Annotated in this window: 17 protein-coding genes; all 17 read left to right on the top strand. The window is 63.0% G+C overall.

The genetic code is table 11. The features are described from left to right. Positions 1-27: 27 nt before the first annotated feature. The gene (purB, locus tag BMW49_RS13705) at positions 28-1398 is read left to right on the top strand and encodes an adenylosuccinate lyase (protein ID WP_069517337.1); all 1371 of its coding nucleotides are present in this window, start codon (positions 28-30) and stop codon (positions 1396-1398) included. Between the two features lie 77 nt (positions 1399-1475). After that, positions 1476-2642: a ribosomal protein uL16 3-hydroxylase gene (locus BMW49_RS13700; protein ID WP_069517339.1), complete on the top strand. Its 1167-nt coding sequence runs from the start codon at positions 1476-1478 to the stop codon at positions 2640-2642. Continuing rightward, the gene (locus BMW49_RS13695) at positions 2635-3060 is read left to right on the top strand and encodes a GNAT family N-acetyltransferase (protein ID WP_069517341.1); all 426 of its coding nucleotides are present in this window, start codon (positions 2635-2637) and stop codon (positions 3058-3060) included. Before BMW49_RS13700 ends, BMW49_RS13695 begins: the two co-directional genes overlap by 8 nt. Before the next feature lie 11 nt (positions 3061-3071). Further along, positions 3072-3701 carry a DUF7931 domain-containing protein gene (locus BMW49_RS13690; protein WP_069517343.1) on the top strand — a complete coding sequence of 210 codons (630 nt, stop codon included), beginning with the start codon at positions 3072-3074 and terminating at the stop codon, positions 3699-3701. After that, a complete protein-coding gene (locus tag BMW49_RS13685; RefSeq protein WP_069517345.1) occupies positions 3698-4507 on the top strand; it encodes a secretin N-terminal domain-containing protein in 810 nt (269 codons plus the stop codon). Before BMW49_RS13690 ends, BMW49_RS13685 begins: the two co-directional genes overlap by 4 nt. A 489-nt stretch (positions 4508-4996) precedes the next feature. After that, positions 4997-6592 (top strand): isocitrate lyase, encoded by a 1596-nt coding sequence (locus BMW49_RS13680; RefSeq protein WP_069517347.1) that lies wholly within the window; start codon positions 4997-4999, stop codon positions 6590-6592. Positions 6593-6964: 372 nt separating this feature from the next. Beyond that, positions 6965-7378 carry an NADH-quinone oxidoreductase subunit A gene (locus BMW49_RS13675; RefSeq protein WP_069517349.1) on the top strand — a complete coding sequence of 138 codons (414 nt, stop codon included), beginning with the start codon at positions 6965-6967 and terminating at the stop codon, positions 7376-7378. 10 nt (positions 7379-7388) lie between these two features. Continuing rightward, on the top strand, positions 7389-8066 hold the full coding sequence (locus BMW49_RS13670; protein WP_069517351.1) for a NuoB/complex I 20 kDa subunit family protein: 678 nt from the start codon (positions 7389-7391) through the stop codon (positions 8064-8066). Positions 8067-8127: 61 nt separating this feature from the next. Beyond that, positions 8128-9909: an NADH-quinone oxidoreductase subunit C/D gene (gene nuoC, locus BMW49_RS13665; protein ID WP_069517353.1), complete on the top strand. Its 1782-nt coding sequence runs from the start codon at positions 8128-8130 to the stop codon at positions 9907-9909. A 1-nt stretch (position 9910) separates the two neighbouring features. After that, complete coding sequence (gene nuoE, locus BMW49_RS13660) at positions 9911-10408, top strand: NADH-quinone oxidoreductase subunit NuoE (RefSeq protein WP_069517355.1); 498 nt, start codon at positions 9911-9913, stop codon at positions 10406-10408. Then, entirely contained in the window at positions 10405-11766 is a 1362-nt protein-coding gene (gene nuoF, locus BMW49_RS13655) for an NADH-quinone oxidoreductase subunit NuoF (RefSeq protein WP_069517357.1), read from the top strand. Before nuoE ends, nuoF begins: the two co-directional genes overlap by 4 nt. Positions 11767-11858: 92 nt before the next feature. Continuing rightward, positions 11859-14573: an NADH-quinone oxidoreductase subunit NuoG gene (gene nuoG / locus BMW49_RS13650; RefSeq protein WP_069517359.1), complete on the top strand. Its 2715-nt coding sequence runs from the start codon at positions 11859-11861 to the stop codon at positions 14571-14573. After that, positions 14570-15559 carry an NADH-quinone oxidoreductase subunit NuoH gene (nuoH, locus tag BMW49_RS13645; RefSeq protein WP_069517361.1) on the top strand — a complete coding sequence of 330 codons (990 nt, stop codon included), beginning with the start codon at positions 14570-14572 and terminating at the stop codon, positions 15557-15559. The genes nuoG and nuoH overlap by 4 nt, the downstream gene beginning before the upstream one ends. Positions 15560-15570: 11 nt before the next feature. Further along, a complete protein-coding gene (nuoI, locus tag BMW49_RS13640) occupies positions 15571-16119 on the top strand; it encodes an NADH-quinone oxidoreductase subunit NuoI (RefSeq protein WP_069517362.1) in 549 nt (182 codons plus the stop codon). Between the two features lie 10 nt (positions 16120-16129). Beyond that, entirely contained in the window at positions 16130-16639 is a 510-nt protein-coding gene (gene nuoJ, locus BMW49_RS13635; protein ID WP_069517365.1) for an NADH-quinone oxidoreductase subunit J, read from the top strand. Then, positions 16636-16944, top strand: a complete 309-nt coding sequence (nuoK, locus tag BMW49_RS13630) for an NADH-quinone oxidoreductase subunit NuoK (RefSeq protein ID WP_069517367.1) — start codon at positions 16636-16638, stop codon at positions 16942-16944. The genes nuoJ and nuoK overlap by 4 nt, the downstream gene beginning before the upstream one ends. Further along, positions 16941-18788, top strand: a complete 1848-nt coding sequence (gene nuoL, locus BMW49_RS13625; protein ID WP_069517369.1) for an NADH-quinone oxidoreductase subunit L — start codon at positions 16941-16943, stop codon at positions 18786-18788. The genes nuoK and nuoL overlap by 4 nt, the downstream gene beginning before the upstream one ends.

Raw genomic sequence — 18788 nt, 5'->3', positions numbered from 1 at the left:
CGTCGCCGACTGCCGAGAACGCCTCCCATGCAGCTTTCCTCGCTCACCGCGGTTTCCCCCGTAGACGGCCGCTATGCCGGCAAAACCAGCGCCCTGCGGCCAATCTTCAGCGAATACGGCCTGATCCGTTTCCGCGTCATGGTTGAAGTGCGCTGGCTGCAGCGCCTCGCCGCCCACGAAGGCGTGACTGAAGTGGCGCCCTTCTCCGCCGAAGCCAACGCCGTTCTCAATGAGCTGGCCGACAACTTCGCCGTCGAGCATGCCGAGCGCGTCAAAGAAATCGAGCGCACCACCAACCACGACGTCAAGGCCGTGGAGTACCTGCTCAAGGAACAGGCCGCCAAGCTGCCCGAGCTGGACAAGGTCAGCGAATTCATCCACTTCGCCTGCACCAGCGAAGACATCAACAACCTGTCCCACGCTCTGATGCTGCGCGCCGGTCGCGACGACGTGCTGCTGCCGCTGATGCGCCAGACCGCCGAAGCGATCCGCGAGCTGGCGATCAAATTCGCCGACGTGCCGATGCTCTCGCGCACCCACGGCCAACCGGCGTCGCCGACCACCCTGGGCAAGGAACTGGCTAACGTGGTCTACCGCCTGGAGCGGCAGATCGCCCAAGTGGCCGCTGTGCCTTTGCTGGGCAAGATCAACGGCGCCGTGGGCAACTACAACGCGCACCTGTCGGCCTATCCGCAGATCGACTGGGAAGCCAACGCCAAGCAGTTCATCGAAGGTGACCTGGGGCTGCAGTTCAACCCCTACACCACGCAGATTGAGCCGCACGACTACATCGCCGAGCTGTTCGATGCGATTGCCCGTTTCAACACTATTCTGATCGATTTCGACCGCGATATCTGGGGTTACATCTCCCTCGGCTATTTCAAGCAGCGCACCATTGCTGGGGAAATTGGCTCCTCGACCATGCCGCACAAGGTCAACCCGATCGACTTCGAAAACTCCGAAGGCAACCTGGGGATCGCCAACGCGCTGTTCCAGCACCTGGCCAGCAAGCTGCCGATCTCGCGCTGGCAGCGCGACCTGACCGACTCCACGGTGCTGCGCAACCTCGGCGTCGGTTTTGCGCACAGCGTGATTGCTTACGAAGCCAGCCTCAAAGGAATCAGCAAGTTAGAACTCAATGTTCAACGTATTGCTGAAGACCTGGACGCCTGCTGGGAAGTCCTTGCCGAACCGATCCAGACCGTGATGCGCCGCTACGCCATCGAGAACCCCTACGAGAAGCTCAAAGAGCTGACCCGTGGCAAGGGCATCAGCCCTGAAGCGCTGCAAACTTTCATCGACGGTCTGGACATGCCAGCCGCCGCCAAGGCTGAACTCAAGCTGCTGACCCCAGCCAGCTACATCGGTAACGCCGCGGCCCAGGCCAAGCGCATCTAACCGGCAATAGCCCTCTGACGCCCGGCTATGCCGGGCGTTTTCTTTTTCAGGCTTTTATTTATTTCAAGGGCTTAGCAATGAATCCTGATACTCCACTACAACTGCTGGGCGGCCTGACTGCGCGCGAGTTCATGCGTGACTACTGGCAGAAGAAACCCCTGCTGGTACGCCAGGCCATCCCTGACTTCGAGAGCCCGATTTCGCCGGACGAGCTGGCTGGCCTGGCCCTGGAAGAAGAAATCGAATCGCGCCTGGTCATCGAGCACGGCGAGCGCTCCTGGGAGCTGCGCCGTGGTCCCTTTGCCGAGGACGCCTTCGGCCAACTGCCCGAACGTGACTGGACCCTGCTGGTGCAGGCAGTCGATCAGTTTGTCCCGGAAGTGGCCGAACTGCTGGAGCAGTTCAAGTTTCTGCCCAAGTGGCGCATCGATGACGTGATGATCAGCTTCGCCGCACCGGGCGGCGGTGTAGGCCCGCATTTCGACAACTATGACGTATTCCTGCTCCAGGGGTTCGGCAAGCGCCGCTGGCAGATTGGCCAGATGTGCGACTCCGAGAGTCCTATGCTGGAACACGCGGATCTGAAGATCCTCGCTGAATTCGCTAAAACTGAAGAATGGGTGCTGGAACCCGGCGACATGCTCTATCTGCCGCCGCTTCTGGCCCACTGTGGTACCGCTGAGGATGACTGTATGACGTATTCTGTAGGCTTCCGGGCGCCAAGCGCCGCCGAAGTCCTGACCCATTTCACCGACTTTCTCGGCCAGTTCCTGCCTGACGAAGAGCGCTACCGGGATGCCGATGCGCAGCCGACCAGCGACCCGACGCAGATCCAGCGCGATGCCCTGGACCGCCTCAAGGCGTTGCTGCACGAGCACATGAGCGATGAGCGCCTGCTGATGACCTGGTTCGGCCAGTTTATGACCGAGCCACGCTACCCGGAGCTGGTCGCCGGTATCGACATCGACGAAGACGGCCTGCTCGGCGCCCTCGAAGAAGGCGCGGTGCTGATCCGCAACCCCAGCGCACGCCTGGCCTGGTCTGAAGTTGGCGACGACCTGGTGCTGTTCGCCAGCGGCCAGAGCCGTCTGCTCTCGGCCAGCCTGCGCGAATTGCTGAAGCTGGTCTGTGCGGCCGACGCCCTGCATATCGACAACCTCGGTCCATGGCTGGTCGATGACGAAGGGCGTAACCTGCTGCTCGAACTGACCAAACAGGGCAGCCTGGGTTTTGCCGATGAGTGAGATTCAGGTGCGCCTGGCACACTGGCAGAAGGACAATGCCGAGCTGCGGCGCATCCGCGAAGCAGTGTTTATCGCTGAACAATCGGTGGCGCCTGAACTCGAATGGGATGCCGAGGATGCCGCAGCGACGCACTTTCTCGCCTACGAGGGTGACTATGCTGTGGGCACGGCACGCTTGCTCGACGATGGCCAGATTGGCCGCGTCGCGGTGCTCAAGGACTGGCGCGGGCTGAATGTTGGCCACGCCTTGCTGGCTGCGGTGATTGCCCACGCGGAACAGCACGGGCTCAACGTGCAGCAGCTCAGCGCACAGGTGCAGGCCACGGCTTTTTATGAAAAGCTGGGCTTCCGCATAGTCAGCGGAGAGTACCTGGAAGCCGGCATCCCCCATGTCGACATGGTGCGCAACCAGCCCTGAACGAGGTTGACATGCACGACGTAAACGCCCCGCAAGACGAACCCGAGAGCACCCTGCCCGCCATCGAGTTCCAATCGCCGGGGCGTTTTAGTGTGCACAACCCCAGTACGACTACCAGCCCAGGCGATAGCGACGAACCGGCGCCATTCATCCTGGGTGCTCATAGCGCGGTAGAACGCTTCGAGCACCCGGACCAGGCCCGCGCTCACGCCCTGGCACTCTGTCAGCAGGCGCGTCGCAGCCTGTGCCTGTACAGCGTCGACCTTGATCCCTGGCTCTATCACCGCAGCGCCATCCAGCAGGCGTGCAGCGTCTTGCTGCTGGCCAACCCACGCAACCAGGTACGCATTCTGGTGCGCGACGCCACCCGCGCAGTGAAGGAAGGCCACCGTTTGCTGACGCTCTCGCGCAAGCTGTCGAGCAACCTGACGATCCGTAAACTCCACCCCGACTACCCGGCCGAGGATGTCGCCTTCCTGCTGGCCGACGACTACGGCCTGCTGCTGCGCCCCGATCCCGCACAGTACGCCGGACTCGCCCTGTACCATGACGTGCAGCGCGTGCGCTTGCGCCAGAACCAATTCGACCAGGCCTGGCAAACCAGCCTTACCGACCCTGACCTGCGGAGTTTTTTGCTATGAATGCTCGCCTGCTGCTCGCCTCAACCCTGCTGGCCCTGAGCACCTGGAGTCAGGCAGCGACCGAAGTCATGCCCCTCAACTACCGCACAGCCGAGGAGTTGTTGCCGGTGGTGCAGTCAGTGCTGGGCAACGAAGGCAAGGTCACGCCCTACGGCAACCAACTGATCGTCAACGCCTCCTCGGCCAAACTCGAAGAGGTGCGCAACCTGTTAGGCCAGCTCGACACCCGCCCGCGGCGCTTGCTGATCAGTGTCGATAGCAGTGACAACAGCAGTCAGCAGGATCGCGGCTACCGGGCCGACGGCAGCATCAGCGCGGGCAATGGCCAGATCCAGATCGGCCAGGGTGAGCAGGCCGGCCGCGATCAGGTGCGCATCATCAGCCGCAGCACCAACAGCCGCTCAGGCGGCACACAGCAGGTACAGACCAGCGAAGGCTACCCCGCCCTGATCCAGGTCGGCCAGAGCGTACCGCTAACCCAGCACAGCACCGGCCCCTATGGCCAGGTCTACAGCGAAACCCAGTACCGCGATGTCACCCGCGGCTTTTACGTGACGGCGAGCCTCACCGGTGACATCGCCCACATCACCATCAGCAGTAACCGCGACCGGCTCAGCAGCACCCAGCCAGGTGCGATCGACGTGCAGAGCACCGATACGCGGGTCAGCGGGCGCATTGGCGAATGGATCAGCATTGGTGGCATCAGCGAGCAGAGCCAGGCCAACCAGAACGGCATCGCCGTGCGCCGCTCCACTCAGGGCCGCGATGACATGAGCCTGCGGGTCAAGGTTGAAGTCGTGGAATAGGCCGCCAAAACATGACCAAACAGTCGCTCTAAGACTTATGTAGTAGTCCAAAAAAACCACTACAAAAACGTTTGACGAACACTTTTCGCAGAGGCATGATGACCTCGCTCCCGCTAATCAGGGGCCCTGGAAAGGGTCTTCGGGGCGCCTTCTTTCTTACCGTCAGAGGCGCGCCGTGTTGTAAAGCCCACAAGGCAGTTCAACGAGATTGCGACTGGAACGAAGTTGTCCTGAGGGACGGGGAAGCGTTTAAACGTATCAGCCAGCTGTAGCCTCTACGGTCGTCCAAGGCATCCACGAGCCAACAGACGAGCGCGTAGCGACTTCAACACGCAGAGCGTCTCGTCACCCCCTCCTCCCGGTTTCAACAACCGTCTCTGGTCTCTTTCTCTTTGTTCTGCGGTGAGCCCCCAACGCCTCTACCCGTTGCACCGGGCCTGGCGTGGGAAAGTCGGTGCTCAACTCATTACACACCTTGAAGGATTGACCATGTCAGCTTACGAAAACGACATCAAGGCAGTCGCCGCGCTGAAAGAGGCCAACGGCAACAGCTGGAGCGCTATCAACCCGGAATCCGTGGCCCGCATGCGCGCTCAGAACCGTTTCAAGACCGGTCTGGAAATCGCCCAGTACACCGCCGATATCATGCGCAAGGACATGGCCGAGTACGACGCCGACTCCTCCGTCTACACCCAGTCCCTGGGTTGCTGGCATGGCTTTATCGGGCAGCAGAAGCTGATCTCGATCAAGAAGCACCTGAAAACCACCAACAAGCGCTACCTCTACCTGTCCGGCTGGATGGTTGCCGCCCTGCGCTCCGAGTTCGGCCCGCTGCCGGACCAGTCGATGCACGAAAAAACAGCCGTCTCCGACCTGATCGAAGAGCTGTACACCTTCCTGCGCCAGGCCGACAGCCGCGAGCTGGACCTGCTGTTCACCGCTCTGGACGCTGCTCGCGAAGCTGGCGACAGTGCCAAGGCCGCCGACCTGCAGAAGCAGATCGACAACTACGAAACCCACATCGTGCCGATCATCGCCGACATCGACGCTGGCTTCGGTAACCCGGAAGCCACCTACCTGCTGGCCAAGCGCATGATCGAGGCCGGCGCCTGCTGCATCCAGATCGAAAACCAGGTGTCTGACGAGAAGCAGTGCGGCCACCAGGACGGTAAAGTCACCGTTCCCCACGCCGACTTCCTCGCCAAGATCGCTGCCGTGCGTTACGCCTTCCTCGAGCTGGGCATCGACAACGGCGTGATCGTTGCGCGCACCGACTCCCTGGGTGCCGGCCTGACCAAGCAGATCGCCGTAACCAATGAGCCGGGCGACCTGGGCGACCAGTACAACTCGTTCCTCGATTGCGAAGAAGTATCCGCCGCTGACCTGAAAAATGGCGACGTGGTACTCAACCGCGAAGGCAAGCTGCTGCGTCCCAAGCGTCTGCCGTCCAACCTGTTCCAGTTCCGTGCTGGCACCGGTGAAGCGCGCTGCGTACTCGACAGCATCACCAGCCTGCAGAACGGTGCCGACCTGCTGTGGATCGAAACCGAGAAGCCGCACGTAGGCCAGATCGCGGCCATGGTTGACGAAATCCGCAAGACCATCCCCAACGCCAAGCTGGTTTACAACAACAGCCCATCGTTCAACTGGACCCTGAACTTCCGCCAGCAGGTTTACGACATCTTCGTTGCCGAAGGCAAAGATGTCTCCGCCTACGACCGCGCCAAGCTGATGAGCATCGACTACGACGCCACCGAACTGGCTCAGATCGCTGACGAGAAGATCCGTACCTTCCAGCGCGATGGTTCAGCCCACGCCGGTATCTTCCACCACCTGATCACCCTGCCGACCTACCACACCGCCGCGCTGTCGACCGACAACCTGGCCAAGGGTTACTTCGCCGATCAGGGCATGCTGGCCTACGTCAAAGGCGTGCAGCGTGAAGAACTGCGTCAGGGCATCGCCTGCGTCAAGCACCAGAACATGGCGGGCTCGGACATCGGCGACAACCACAAAGAGTACTTCGCCGGCGAAGCAGCACTGAAAGCCAGCGGTAAAGACAACACCATGAATCAGTTCCACTGACAGCATGATGAGGTCGGCCGCACTCTTGGGCGGCCACTTGAAAGCCCCGCCTGGCGGGGCTTTTTGCTACCCGAGGATTGACCTGCAGCAAGCTGCCGCGCGCGCTCTACGACCAAAGAACAGGCTTACCCCATGCGCTTGGGCAATACAAAAAAACCACCGCAAGCGCCAGGCTGAGCTACTGTCAGAGGGGCGCACTTGTTTGCATAAATTGATGCCGCCTATCTGTAACTTTTTTTGTTTTGAAAAATTTACTTACACCTCAATCTAGGCATAATGCTCGCTATTCGGAGTGATCGATCAGGTTTTTCCTTTATCGATCCACACCACCCTAAACGAGCGAACGCCGTTCCTTGCATAAGGAGTTCAGGCATGACCGAAGCGACGACCGCATTGTCCCAACATTGGGCTCTGGCCGTATTTTTGCTCGGCGTCATTGGCCTCTGTGGCTTCATGCTCGGCGTGTCTGCACTGCTCGGCAGCAAAGCCTGGGGCCGCAGCAAGAACGAGCCCTTCGAATCGGGCATGCTTCCCACCGGCAGCGCACGCCTGCGTTTGTCCGCCAAATTCTATCTGGTCGCGATGCTCTTCGTGATCTTCGACGTTGAAGCCCTCTACCTCTTCGCCTGGGCGGTATCAGTACGCGAAAGCGGCTGGGCCGGCCTCATCGAAGCCACCGTTTTTATAGCAATTCTGTTGGCAGGTCTTGTCTACCTTTGGCGGATTGGGGCGCTCGATTGGGCACCTCAAGGCCGTCGCGAGCGGCAGGCGAAGCTAAAACAATGAGGCTTTGGCGATGCAATACACCCTTACTCGGGTCGACCCCGATGCGCCCAACGAGGCGTATCCAGTCGGCCAGCGGGAGATCGTTTCCGACCCGCTGCTAGACGAACAAGTCCACAAGAACATCTACATGGGCAAACTCGAAGAGGTGCTCAGTGGTGCGGTCAACTGGGGGCGCAAAAACTCCCTGTGGCCGTACAACTTTGGCCTCTCGTGCTGCTATGTGGAGATGACCACCGCGTTCACCGCGCCCCACGATATCGCCCGCTTTGGCGCCGAAGTGATTCGCGCCTCCCCACGCCAGGCCGATTTCATGGTCATTGCCGGCACCTGCTTCATCAAGATGGCGCCGGTCATTCAGCGTCTCTATGAGCAGATGCTGGAACCCAAGTGGGTGATCTCCATGGGTGCCTGCGCCAATTCTGGCGGCATGTACGACATCTACTCGGTCGTTCAGGGCGTGGACAAGTTCCTCCCCGTCGACGTTTACATCCCCGGCTGCCCGCCCCGCCCCGAGGCATTCCTGCAAGGCTTGATGCTGTTGCAGGAGTCCATCGGCAAGGAGCGCCGCCCGCTGTCCTGGGTCGTCGGTGATCAAGGCGTATACCGCGCCGAGATGCCTTCGCAAAAGGAGCAGCGTCGGGAACAGCGTATTGCTGTGACCAACCTGCGCAGCCCGGACGAAGTTTGACTCCGCCGCCCTTCGGGGCCGGCCGACTCACACCAAACGTTGATCGAAAGCGACCGAGACCATGACTGCAGACACCGCTGTGTCGATTGCCCCGTACAAGGCCGATGACCAAGAGGTCGTAGGTGAACTGACTGCCCGCTTCTCTGCCGAGCACCTGACGCTGCAGACCACCCGCACCGGCATGCCGGTGATCTGGGTGGCCCGTGAGCGGCTGGTCGAGGTGTTGCGCTTTTTGCGCCAACTTCCGCGCCCTTACGTCATGCTCTACGACCTGCATGGTGTGGACGAGCGCCTGCGCACTCAACGCCGCGGCTTGCCGGATGCCGACTTCACGGTGTTCTACCACCTGCTGTCGATCGAACGTAACAGCGACGTGATGATCAAGGTGGCGCTGCGCGAAGGCGACCTCAATGTCCCCAGCGTCATCAGCATCTGGCCCAATGCCAACTGGTATGAGCGCGAAGTCTGGGACCTGTACGGCATCACCTTCCAGGGCCACCCGCACCTGACACGCATCATGATGCCGCCGACCTGGGAAGGTCACCCGCTGCGCAAGGACTACCCGGCGCGGGCGACCGAGTTCGACCCCTTCAGCCTCAACCTGGCCAAGCAGCAGCTTGAAGAAGAAGCCGCACGTTTCAAGCCGGAAGACTGGGGCATGAAGCGCGGCGGCGAGCACGAGGACTATATGTTCCTCAACCTCGGCCCCAACCACCCCTCGGCCCACGGTGCGTTCCGCATCATCCTGCAGCTCGATGGTGAGGAGATCGTCGACTGCGTACCCGAGATCGGCTACCACCATCGCGGCGCCGAGAAGATGGCCGAGCGCCAGAGCTGGCACAGTTTCATCCCCTATACCGACCGTATCGACTACCTCGGCGGGGTAATGAACAACCTGCCCTACGTGCTGGCGGTGGAGAAACTCGCCGGCATCAAGGTGCCGCAGAAGGTCGACGTCATCCGCATCATGATGGCCGAGTTCTTCCGCATCACCAGCCACCTGCTGTTCCTCGGCACCTACATTCAGGACGTCGGGGCCATGACCCCGGTGTTCTTTACCTTCACCGACCGCCAGCGCGCCTACAAGGTGATCGAGGCCATCACCGGTTTCCGCCTGCACCCGGCCTGGTACCGCATCGGCGGCGTCGCTCACGACTTACCGCGTGGCTGGCAGGGACTGGTCAAGGAATTTGTCGACTGGCTGCCCAAGCGCCTTGACGAGTACGAGAAGGCCGCCCTGAAGAACAGCATCCTGCGCGGCCGCACCATCGGTGTTGCGGCGTACAACACCAAGGAAGCGCTGGAATGGGGCGTCACCGGCGCCGGCCTGCGCTCCACGGGTCTGGACTTCGACCTGCGCAAGGCGCGCCCCTACTCCGGCTACGAGAACTTTGAGTTCGAAGTGCCGCTGGCGGTGAATGGCGACGCCTACGACCGCTGCATCGTGCGGGTCGAGGAAATGCGCCAGAGCATCAAGATCATCGACCAGTGCCTGCGCAACATGCCGGAAGGCCCGTACAAGGCGGATCACCCGCTGACCACGCCGCCGCCCAAAGAGCGCACGTTGCAACACATCGAGACCCTGATCACCCACTTCCTGCAAGTATCCTGGGGCCCGGTGATGCCGGCCAACGAGAGCTTCCAGATGATCGAGGCAACCAAGGGCATCAACAGCTACTACCTGACCAGTGACGGCAGCACCATGAGCTACCGCACGCGCATTCGCACGCCGAGCTTCCCGCACCTGCAGCAGATCCCTTCGGTGATCCGCGGCAGCATGGTCGCCGACCTGATTGCCTACCTGGGCAGTATCGACTTCGTTATGGCTGACGTGGACCGCTGATATGACCGACGCGCTGATCAAAACCGACCGCTTTGTCCTCAGTGAAACCGAGCGCTCGGCCATCGAACATGAAATGCACCACTACGAAGACCCACGCGCCGCCAGCATCGAAGCGCTGAAGATCGTGCAAAAGGGCCGCGGCTGGGTGCCGGACGGTGCTGCCGATGCCATCGGCGCGATCCTTGGCATTCCCGCCAGCGACGTTGAGGGTGTGGCGACCTTTTATAGCCAGATCTTCCGCCAGCCGGTCGGCCGCCACATCATCCGCGTGTGCGACAGCATGACCTGCTACATCGGCGGTCACGAAGCGGTGGTCAGCGAAATGCAGCAGCAACTGGGTATCGGCCTCGGCCAGACCAGCAGCGATGGCCGCTTCACCCTGCTGCCGGTGTGCTGCCTGGGCAACTGCGACAAGGCCCCGGCACTGATGATCGACGACGACACCTTCGGCGACATTGCCCCTGCCGGCGTCGCCAGCCTGCTGGAGGCCTACCCATGAGCGCGCTGAACAAGCCCCTGGCATCCGTCGGCCCGGCCAATCGTGTGACCCGTACCGAAGAAACCCACCCGCTGACCTGGCGCCTGCGTGACGACGGCCAGCCGGTGTGGCTGGAGGAATACCAGCGCAAGAATGGCTACGCCGCCGCGCGTAAGGCGCTGACCGACATGGCCCAGGCCGACATCGTGCAGACCGTCAAGGACGCCGGGCTCAAGGGCCGTGGTGGTGCTGGCTTCCCCACCGGGGTGAAGTGGGGCCTGATGCCCACTGACGAGTCGATGAACATCCGCTACCTGCTGTGCAACGCGGATGAGATGGAACCCAACACCTGGAAAGACCGCCTGCTGATGGAGCAGCTGCCGCACCTGCTGATCGAAGGCATGCTGATCAGCGCGCGGGCGCTCAAGGCCTACCGTGGCTACATCTTCCTGCGCGGCGAATACGTCGACGCGGCGCGTCACCTCAACCGCGCTGTGGCCGAAGCCAAGGCCGCCGGCCTGCTTGGTACCAACATCCTCGGCTCGGGCTTCGATTTCGAGCTGTTCGTCCACACCGGCGCCGGGCGCTATATCTGCGGCGAAGAAACCGCGTTGATCAACTCCCTCGAAGGCCGCCGCGCCAACCCGCGGGCCAAGCCGCCGTTTCCGGCAGTGGTCGGCGTCTGGGGCAAACCGACCTGCGTCAATAACGTCGAGACCCTGTGCAACGTGCCGGCCATCGTCGGCCAGGGTGTGGACTGGTACAAATCCCTGGCCCGCCCCGGCAGCGAAGACCACGGCACCAAGCTGATGGGCTTTTCCGGCAAGGTGAAGAACCCCGGCCTGTGGGAGCTGCCGTTTGGTGTCAGCGCCCGTGAGCTGTTCGAGGACTGCGCCGGCGGCATGCGCGACGGCTATACCCTCAAGTGCTGGCAACCGGGCGGCGCTGGCACCGGCTTTCTGCTGCCCGAGCACCTGGATGCGCAGATGTATGCCGGCGGCATCGCCAAGGTCGGCACACGCATGGGCACTGGCCTGGCGCTGGCTATCGATGACAGCGTGAGCATGGTTTCGCTGCTGCGCAATATGGAGGAGTTCTTCGCCCGCGAGTCCTGCGGCTGGTGTACGCCGTGCCGCGACGGCCTGCCATGGAGCGTGAAGATTCTGCGCGCGCTGGAGCGTGGCCAAGGCAGCCGCGAGGACATCAAGACCCTGCTCGGCCTGGTCAACCACCTCGGCCCCGGCAAGACCTTCTGTGCTCACGCACCGGGTGCGGTGGAACCCCTGGGCAGCGCAATCAAGTATTTCCGCAGCGAGTTCGAGGCCGGCGTAGCCGACCCGAGCCAGGCCGCGACGACGGGGCAATTCGTCCCCGCGTAACAAGTTTCGCTACGGCGGCCGCCCGCGTGGCCCCGCAGCACCGTGTTTCCCATTAGCCAGGCCCGCTTAGGCGGGTAAGAAGACACTCGACCATGGCCACTATCCACGTAGACGGCAAAGACCTCGAAGTCGACGGCGCAGACAACCTCTTGCAGGCCTGTCTGTCCCTCGGCCTCGACATACCCTATTTCTGCTGGCACCCGGCGCTCGGTAGCGTCGGCGCCTGCCGCCAGTGCGCGGTCAAGCAGTACAGCGACGAAAACGACACCCGCGGGCGCCTGGTCATGTCCTGCATGACCCCGGCCACCGACAACACCTGGATTTCCATCGACGACGAAGAGGCCAAGCAGTTTCGCGCCAGCGTCGTCGAATGGCTGATGACCAACCACCCCCACGACTGCCCGGTGTGCGAGGAAGGCGGTCACTGCCACCTGCAGGACATGACGGTGATGACCGGGCACAACACCCGGCGCTACCGCTTCAGCAAACGCACCCACCAGAACCAGGAACTCGGCCCCTTCATCGCCCACGAGATGAACCGTTGCATCGCCTGCTACCGCTGCGTGCGCTACTACAAGGACTACGCCGGCGGCACCGACCTCGGCGTGTTCGGCGCCCACGACAACGTGTATTTCGGCCGGGTCGAAGACGGCACCCTGGAGAGCGAGTTCGCCGGCAACCTGGTCGAGGTCTGCCCGACCGGCGTGTTCACCGACAAGACCCACTCCGAGCGCTACAACCGCAAGTGGGACATGCAGTTCGCCCCGAGCATCTGCCATGGCTGCGCCTCGGGCTGCAACATCAGCCCCGGCGAGCGCTACGGCGAAATCCGCCGCATCGAGAACCGCTTCAACGGTGACGTGAACCAGTATTTCCTCTGCGACCGGGGCCGCTTTGGCTATGGCCACGTCAACCGCAAGGACCGTCCGCGCCAGCCGATCATGCAGCTGAGCAAGATGAAGATGAGCCTGGACTCGGCCCTGGACCAGGCCGCCGCGCTACTGAAAAACCGCCGGGTGATCGGCATCGGCTCACCCCGTGCCAGCCTGGAAAGCAACTTCGCCCTGCGCGAGCTGGTCGGCGCCGAGCACTTCTACAGCGGTATTGCTGCGGGCGAGCTGCAGGTGCTGCAGCTGATTCGCAAGGTGTTGCTCGACGGCCCGCTGCCGGTGCCAACCCTGCGCGAGGTGGAGAGCCACGACGCGATTCTGGTGCTCGGCGAAGACCTGACCCAGACCGCCGCGCGCCTGGCCCTGGCCCTGCGCCAGGCAGTGCGTGGCAAAGCTAGCGAAGTCGCCGCGGGCATGAAGATCCCCGAATGGCATGTAGCAGCCGTGCAGAATGTTGCCCAGCACGCCCTGCACCCGCTGTTTATTGCCAGCGTGGCTGAAACGCGCCTGGACGATATCGCCCAGGAATGCGTCCAGGCCGCGCCTGCGGACCTGGCGCGCCTTGGCTTTGCCGTGGCCCACGCCATCGACCCGCAAGCGCCTGCTGTTGATGGGCTGGATGAAGAGAGCCAAGCCTGGGCAGCCCGCGTGGCCGAAGCACTGCTGCAGGCCGAACGCCCGCTGCTGGTGGCTGGCGCCTCCCTGGGTAGCACAGCGCTGGTCGAGGCGGCGGCGAATATCGCCAGCGCCCTGCACAACCGCAACAAGCGCGGCAGCCTCAGCCTGGTGGTGCCGGAAGCCAACAGCATGGGCCTGACCCTGCTCGGTGGTGACAGCCTCGACGCCGCTCTGGACGCCCTGAGTAATGGCAGCGCCGATGCCCTGGTGGTGCTGGAGAATGACCTCTATCGCCGCGCCGATGCTGCCCGTGTGGATGCCGCCCTGGCCGCCGCCAAAGTCGTGATCGTCGCCGACCACCAGCACACCGCCACCAGCGAAAAAGCCCACCTGCTGCTGCCCGTGGCCAGCTTCGCCGAAGGCGACGGCACCCTGGTCAGCGCCGAAGGCCGTGCCCAGCGCTTCTTCCAGGTATTCGAGCCAAGCTACTACGCCGCCGATAACCTGATCCGCGAGGGCTGGCGCTGGCTGCACGCCCTGCACAGCACCCTGCTCGGCAAGCCGGTCGACTGGACCCAGCTGGATGCCGTCACCGCCGCCGTCGCCGCCAGCAACCCACTGCTGGCGCGCATTGGTGAAGCCGCACCGAGCGCCGCGTTCCGCATCAAGGGCCTGAAGCTGGCCCGCGAACCGCACCGCTACAGCGGCCGCACCTCGATGCGCGCCAATATCAGCGTGCACGAGCCGCGTCAGCCACAGGATGCGGATACGGCGTTCGCCTTCTCCATGGAAGGCTATTCCGGCAGTGTCGAACCGCGCCAGCAGATCCCCTTCGCCTGGTCGCCGGGCTGGAACTCGCCCCAGGCCTGGAACAAGTTCCAGGACGAAGTCGGCGGCCACCTGCGCGCCGGCGATCCGGGCATCCGTCTGATCGAAGCCGCCGGCCAGGCGCTGCCCTGGTTCCCGGTAACCGCCGCATTCAATCCGGCGCGTGGCACCTGGCAGGCCGTGCCGCTGCATCACCTGTTCGGCAGTGAAGAAACCAGCGCCCTGGCCACCCCGATTCAGGCGCGCATCCCGGCATCTTACGTGGCCCTGGCCCGTGTCGAAGCCGAGCGTCTGGGCCTGGTGGACGGCGCACTGCTGCACCTGAGCCTGAACGGCCAGCCCGTAACCCTACCCCTGCAGGTTCGTGATGACCTGCCTGTTGGCCTGGTCGGCTTGCCGGTTGGTTTGCCCGGCATCCCACCGCTCAACGCCGCCAGCACGGTCAGCACATTGCAGGAGGTGGCGCCATGAGCTGGCTGACCCCGGAACTGCTGGCCATTATCACGGCCGTATTCAAGGCCGTGGTGATCCTCCTGGTGGTGGTGATCACCGGCGCCCTGCTGAGCTTTGTCGAACGGCGCTTGCTGGGCCTCTGGCAAGACCGTTACGGGCCGAACCGGGTGGGCCCGTTCGGCATGTTTCAGATCGCCGCCGACATGATCAAGATGTTCTTCAAGGAAGACTGGAACCCGCCGTTCGCCGACCGGGTGATCTTCACCCTGGCGCCGGTGATCGCCATGAGCGCAATGCTGATCGCCTTTGTGATCATCCCGATCACCCCGAACTGGGGCGTGGCGGATCTGAACATCGGCATCCTGTTCTTCTTCGCCATGGCCGGTTTGTCGGTGTACGCCGTGCTGTTCGCCGGCTGGGCCAGCAACAACAAGTTCGCCCTGCTCGGCGCCCTGCGCGCATCGGCGCAAACGGTGTCCTACGAGGTGTTCCTGGCCCTGGCGCTGATGGGCGTGGTGGCCCAGGTTGGCTCGTTCAACATGCGCGACATCGTCGATTACCAGGCGCAGAACCTGTGGTTCATCATTCCGCAGTTCTTTGGCTTCTGTACCTTCTTTATCGCTGCAGTCGCCGTGACCCACCGTCACCCGTTCGACCAGCCCGAGGCCGAGCAGGAGCTGGCCGATGGTTACCACATCGAATACGCGGGGATGAAATGGGGCATGTTCTTCGTCGGCGAATACATCGCCATCGTCACCGTGTCGGCGCTGCTGGTCACGCTGTTCTTCGGCGGTTGGCACGGCCCGTTCGGCCTGCTGCCGCAGATTCCATTCTTCTGGTTCGCGCTCAAGACCTGCTTTTTCATCATGCTGTTCATCCTGCTGCGCGCCTCCATTCCGCGCCCGCGCTATGACCAGGTGATGGCCTTCAGCTGGAAGTTCTGCCTGCCGCTGACCCTGATCAACCTGCTGGTGACCGGCGCTGTCGTGCTGGCCACGCAGTAAGGAGAAACGCCATGTTCAACTACATCAAGAACGTCGTGACCGGCACCTTCACCCAGCTGCGCAGCCTGGTGATGGTGTTCAGTCATACCTTTCGCAAGCGCGACACCCTGCAGTACCCCGAAGAAGCCGTGTACCTGCCACCGCGTTACCGCGGGCGCATCGTCCTGACCCGTGACCCCGATGGTGAAGAGCGCTGCGTCGCCTGCAACCTCTGTGCGGTGGCATGCCCGGTGGGCTGCATCGCCCTGCAAAAGGCCGAGACCGACGACGGCCGCTGGTACCCGGAGTTTTTCCGCATCAACTTCTCGCGCTGCATCTTCTGCGGCCTGTGCGAGGAAGCCTGCCCGACCACAGCGATCCAGCTCACCCCGGATTTCGAGATGGGCGAGTACAAACGCCAGGACCTGGTCTACGAGAAGCACGACTTGCTGATCTCCGGTCCAGGCAAGAACCCGGACTACAACTTCTACCGCGTGGCCGGGATGGCCATTGCCGGCAAGCCCAAGGGCGCCGCGCAGAACGAGGCCGAGCCGATCAACGTGAAGAGCCTGCTGCCCTAAGGAGACGCTTGTGGAATTCGCTTTCTACTTTGCCGCCGGGGTGGCCGTGATGGCCACCTTGCGAGTCATCACCCACACCAACCCGGTACACGCGCTGCTGTACCTGATCATTTCCCTGCTCGCGGTGGCGATGGTGTTCTTCAGCCTCGGCGCGCCCTTTGCCGGCGCCCTGGAAATCATCGTCTACGCCGGCGCCATCATGGTGCTGTTCGTCTTCGTGGTGATGATGCTGAACCTCGGGCCATCGGCCAGCGAACAGGAGCAGAAATGGCTGACGCCGCGCATCTGGATCGGCCCGGCGCTGCTTAGCGCCCTGCTGCTGGGCCAGTTGCTCTATGTGCTGTTCGTCGCCCCCAGTGGCGCCATGATCGGCGCCGAGACGGTGGACGCCAAAGCCGTGGGCATCAGCCTGTTCGGCCCCTACCTGCTGGCCGTGGAGCTGGCCTCCATGCTGCTGCTCGCCGCGCTGGTCGCGGCTTACCACCTGGGCCGCCACGAAGCCAAGGAGATCACGCCATGAGCACAATTCCCATGGAGCATGGCCTGGCCCTGGCTGCCGTGCTGTTCAGCCTGGGCCTGGTCGGACTGATGGTGCGGCGCAACATTCTGTTCGTGCTGATGAGCCTGGAAGTGATGATGAACGCCGCGGCCCTGGCCTTTGTTGTTGCTGGCGCGCGCTGGGGCACCGCCGATGGCCAGGTGATGTTTATCCTGGTGATCACCCTGGCGGCTGCTGAAGCGAGTATCGGCCTGGCGATCCTGCTGCAGCTGTATCGCCGCTTCAACACCCTGGATATCGACGCTGCCAGCGAGATGCGCGGATGAACCTTCTGATCCTTACCTGCCTGTTCCCCCTGCTCGGCTGGTTTATTCTGGCGTTCTCCCGTGGGCGCCTGGCGGAAAACAGCGCGGCGCTGATCGGTGTCGGCTCGGTCGGCCTGTCCGCTCTCACGGCGGCCTGGGTGATCCTGCAATTCAACCTGGCACCACCACCCGGCGGCGTGTACACCCAGTTTCTCTGGCAGTGGATGAGCGTGGGCGGCTTCACCCCCAGCTTCACCCTGTACCTCGATGGCTTGTCGGTGACCATGCTCGGCGTGGTCACCGGCGTGGGCTTTCTTATCCACCTGTTCGCCAGTTGGTACATGCGCGGTGAGGCGGGCTACTCGCGTTTCTTCGCCTACACCAACCTGTTTATCTTCAGCATGTTGCTGCTGGTACTGGGCGATAACCTGCTGATGCTGTACTTCGGCTGGGAAGGTGTGGGCCTGTGCTCCTACCTGCTGATCGGCTTCTACTACAGCCACCGCGCCAACGGTAACGCAGCGCTCAAGGCGTTTATCGTCACCCGGATCGGCGACGTGTTTATGGCCATCGGCCTGTTTATCCTGTTCCTGCACCTGGGCACCCTGAATATTCAGGAGCTGATGCTGCTGGCGCCGCAGAAATACGTGGAAGGCGATAGCTGGTTGTGGATCGCCACCCTGATGCTGCTCGGTGGCGCGGTGGGCAAGTCGGCCCAGTTGCCGCTGCAGACCTGGCTGGCCGACGCCATGGCCGGCCCGACGCCCGTTTCGGCGCTGATCCACGCGGCGACCATGGTCACCGCCGGCGTCTACCTGATCGCGCGGACCCACGGCCTGTTTATCCTGACCCCGGAGATTCTCCAGCTGGTCGGCGTCGTCGGTGCCGTGACCCTGGTGCTGGCTGGCTTTGCCGCCCTGGTGCAAACCGATATCAAGCGCATCCTCGCCTACTCGACCATGAGCCAGATCGGCTACATGTTCCTCGCCCTGGGCGTCGGCGCCTGGGATGCGGCGATCTTCCACCTGATGACCCACGCGTTCTTCAAAGCGCTGCTGTTCCTCGCCTCGGGCGCGGTGATCAACGCCTGCCACCATGAGCAGAACATCTTCAAAATGGGCGGTCTGTGGAAGAAACTGCCTCTGGCCTACGCCAGCTTTATCGTCGGCGGCGCGGCTCTGGCGGCACTGCCGCTGATTACCGCAGGCTTCTACTCCAAGGATGAGATCCTCTGGGAAGCCTTCGCCAGCGGCCACAGTGGCTTGCTGTACGCGGGCCTGGCGGGCGCCTTCCTCACTTCGCTGTACACCTTCCGCCTGATCTTTATCGCCTTCCATGGCGAGCAGCAGACCGAAGCCCATGCCGGTCATGGCGTGGCGCATTGGCTGCCGCTGGGCACGCTGATCGTGCTCTCGACCTTTATCGGCGCACTGATCACCCCGCCTCTGGCCGGCGTGCTGCCGCAGAGCGTCGGGCATGCCGGTGGTGAGGCCAAACACAGCCTGGAAATTGCCTCCGGCGCCATCGCCCTGGCTGGCATTATCCTCGCCGCCCTGCTGTTTCTCGGCCGCCGTCAGTTGGTTAATACCATTGCCGCCAGCGCGCCGGGGCGCCTGCTCAGTGCCTGGTGGTTCGCCGCCTGGGGCTTCGACTGGCTGTACGAACGGATTTTCATCAGGCCCTACCTGCTGGCGACCCGCCTGCTGGCCCATGACCCCATCGACGGCGCGATTGGCGTGATTCCGCGCCTGACCCGCGCGGGCCATGCCCTGCTCAGCCGCAGCGAAACCGGCCAGGTGCGCGGCTATGCCCTGTCGCTGGTCGGCGGCGCGGTGCTGCTGCTCGCCATTGTCCTGCTGGTCTGA

This window comes from Pseudomonas cuatrocienegasensis (assembly GCF_900110925.1).
GTDB lineage: Bacteria > Pseudomonadota > Gammaproteobacteria > Pseudomonadales > Pseudomonadaceae > Aquipseudomonas > Aquipseudomonas cuatrocienegasensis.
This window is presented reverse-complemented; position numbering and strand designations above follow the sequence as displayed.

What these genes read in the sequence shown, in the direction of transcription:
- purB (WP_069517337.1), top strand. Translation starts at nt 28, where the DNA reads ATGCAGCTTTCCTCGCTCACCGCGGTTTCCCCCGTAGACGGCCGCTAT.
- BMW49_RS13700 (WP_069517339.1), top strand. Translation starts at nt 1,476, where the DNA reads ATGAATCCTGATACTCCACTACAACTGCTGGGCGGCCTGACTGCGCGC.
- BMW49_RS13695 (WP_069517341.1), top strand. Translation starts at nt 2,635, where the DNA reads ATGAGTGAGATTCAGGTGCGCCTGGCACACTGGCAGAAGGACAATGCC.
- BMW49_RS13690 (WP_069517343.1), top strand. Translation starts at nt 3,072, where the DNA reads ATGCACGACGTAAACGCCCCGCAAGACGAACCCGAGAGCACCCTGCCC.
- BMW49_RS13685 (WP_069517345.1), top strand. Translation starts at nt 3,698, where the DNA reads ATGAATGCTCGCCTGCTGCTCGCCTCAACCCTGCTGGCCCTGAGCACC.
- BMW49_RS13680 (WP_069517347.1), top strand. Translation starts at nt 4,997, where the DNA reads ATGTCAGCTTACGAAAACGACATCAAGGCAGTCGCCGCGCTGAAAGAG.
- BMW49_RS13675 (WP_069517349.1), top strand. Translation starts at nt 6,965, where the DNA reads ATGACCGAAGCGACGACCGCATTGTCCCAACATTGGGCTCTGGCCGTA.
- BMW49_RS13670 (WP_069517351.1), top strand. Translation starts at nt 7,389, where the DNA reads ATGCAATACACCCTTACTCGGGTCGACCCCGATGCGCCCAACGAGGCG.
- nuoC (WP_069517353.1), top strand. Translation starts at nt 8,128, where the DNA reads ATGACTGCAGACACCGCTGTGTCGATTGCCCCGTACAAGGCCGATGAC.
- nuoE (WP_069517355.1), top strand. Translation starts at nt 9,911, where the DNA reads ATGACCGACGCGCTGATCAAAACCGACCGCTTTGTCCTCAGTGAAACC.
- nuoF (WP_069517357.1), top strand. Translation starts at nt 10,405, where the DNA reads ATGAGCGCGCTGAACAAGCCCCTGGCATCCGTCGGCCCGGCCAATCGT.
- nuoG (WP_069517359.1), top strand. Translation starts at nt 11,859, where the DNA reads ATGGCCACTATCCACGTAGACGGCAAAGACCTCGAAGTCGACGGCGCA.
- nuoH (WP_069517361.1), top strand. Translation starts at nt 14,570, where the DNA reads ATGAGCTGGCTGACCCCGGAACTGCTGGCCATTATCACGGCCGTATTC.
- nuoI (WP_069517362.1), top strand. Translation starts at nt 15,571, where the DNA reads ATGTTCAACTACATCAAGAACGTCGTGACCGGCACCTTCACCCAGCTG.
- nuoK (WP_069517367.1), top strand. Translation starts at nt 16,636, where the DNA reads ATGAGCACAATTCCCATGGAGCATGGCCTGGCCCTGGCTGCCGTGCTG.
- nuoL (WP_069517369.1), top strand. Translation starts at nt 16,941, where the DNA reads ATGAACCTTCTGATCCTTACCTGCCTGTTCCCCCTGCTCGGCTGGTTT.